The sequence below is a fragment of the Desulfosporosinus hippei DSM 8344 genome, assembly GCF_900100785.1.
In the GTDB taxonomy this organism is placed as follows: Bacteria; Bacillota; Desulfitobacteriia; order Desulfitobacteriales; family Desulfitobacteriaceae; genus Desulfosporosinus; species Desulfosporosinus hippei.
In genome coordinates this window covers 1-1,566 of sequence record NZ_FNCP01000071.1, presented here as the reverse complement: position 1 = coordinate 1,566, position 1,566 = coordinate 1, and the positions used below count along the sequence as shown (strand labels likewise).

Annotated in this window: 1 protein-coding gene, 1 tRNA gene, 1 pseudogene and 1 riboswitch; all 3 genes and pseudogenes read right to left on the bottom strand. The window is 37.4% G+C overall.

The features are described from left to right. Positions 1-612, bottom strand: a 612-nt coding sequence (locus BLS16_RS23045) for a cache domain-containing protein (RefSeq protein ID WP_176786284.1), incomplete at its 3' end; no start/stop codon positions are given. Between the two features lie 128 nt (positions 613-740). After that, a riboswitch (cyclic di-GMP riboswitch) is annotated at positions 741-827 on the bottom strand. Between the two features lie 265 nt (positions 828-1,092). Then, positions 1,093-1,168, bottom strand: a tRNA-Lys gene (locus BLS16_RS23040). A gap of 113 nt (positions 1,169-1,281) precedes the next feature. Next, positions 1,282-1,566: pseudogene (locus BLS16_RS23035) on the bottom strand (methyl-accepting chemotaxis protein); the annotation flags it as partial.

Sequence of the window (1,566 nt, the reverse complement as noted above, 5' to 3'; positions counted from 1 at the left end):
TTTAGCTTTTTGTTCTAATTCAAGTTGTTTGGCTTCAACAAGTTTATCAATATTATCTACCCAATTCCCAGTCCCGATTACCCAATTATAGGGTTCAAATAGCAAGGTATAACTTCTCTTTGGCAAAGCCTCTGTTTCATTAGGCTTAGCAAATGTATAATCTGTGTAACCACCACCAACTTGAGTTCCATTCTTTATGAACTCCTGAACAAAGGATACTCCGGCGCTATCTTTGGCTTCATAGCGGGATTTACCTTCAGTATCTCTTCCCAACAGTACAACGTTTATCCCCTCTGTAGTATCAACCCAAAAATAATTTCCTCCATCAAAGCGCAAATTTCTTACTAAATCCGCCGCTTTCTTTTTTGCTTCTTCTGGAGTCAATTCTCCTTTTTGCTGGCTATTGTAAACATCCTGTACTAGGCTGTGGGCAGTCTGTACCTGCAGCATAATCGTCCGATCGAATTGATCGTACAAGGTATCGTTATACTGATCAAGATTAGCTTTTTCCGCAACAACCAAATTATAAATGCTGTACCCGCCGAGAATAGAACCCATAATAAGTGCTAACGTTATTAACATAAGAATAATTCGGTATTTAATCTTTGTCATCTCTTACATGTCCCCTTCATCCAAATAATTTGAGTCCATTACCTAAAAGAAAAAACTGTTGCAAGAATGTTATTGATTTTTAGAAACGAAAAAACCGCCCCCTTTAGACAAGGCGCGTTAAAATTCTAATTGGTAACTCGGCCATCTTTACCCCTAAGAGTGGAAGATCCGTAGCTTTGCGTCCTGAGCTTTCGCTCAGTTTGCCTTGTCAATAACTTTATATAATTTAAAAAATCTTCTTCTTATTTGCTTTTATTTGACTATAACATACAAAAAGCAAATATTATATATATTTTTTCAATTTTCATCAAATTTCTGTTATTTCCTTTAGGTTCCAACCTTTGTTTAACTATAATTAGACTAATATATAACAAAAAAAGACAGAGACCTAAAATTTAAATTTAGTCCCTGTCTTTTTATGATCACTATTTTAGGGCTGTAAACCCTTTCGAATGCCTTTGATACACTTAAATAATTATTTGGTGAGCCATCCGCGACTCGAACGCGGGACACCCTGATTAAAAGTCAGGTGCTCTACCGACTGAGCTAATGGCTCGTATTGGTACCACGAGTTATGATTCTACACGAAAGTACCAAATGTGTCAAGATATTTTTGTCAAAATTATAGGTATAGGTTTTTCTATAAAAAAACATAAAACATGGACATTGCTATATCGTGAATTTCTTCAAAGTTTCTTGCAACTCTTCCGCCATATTAGCCAACACCTGGCTGGAAGAGGCAATTTCCTCCACCGAGGCTGATTGTTCCTCTGTGGCTGCCGATACGGTTTGGGTCTGTCCTGTAATTTCTTTACTCGTCTCATAGATCTCCGAAACGGAGGCGACTATTCTTTCACTGCCTACAGCCATTTGTTGAATCTCTTCAGAGATTTCTTCAATCTGTGCGGTTACTACATTAATTAAACCCGTTATTTCGCTAAAGGCTTGTCCTGC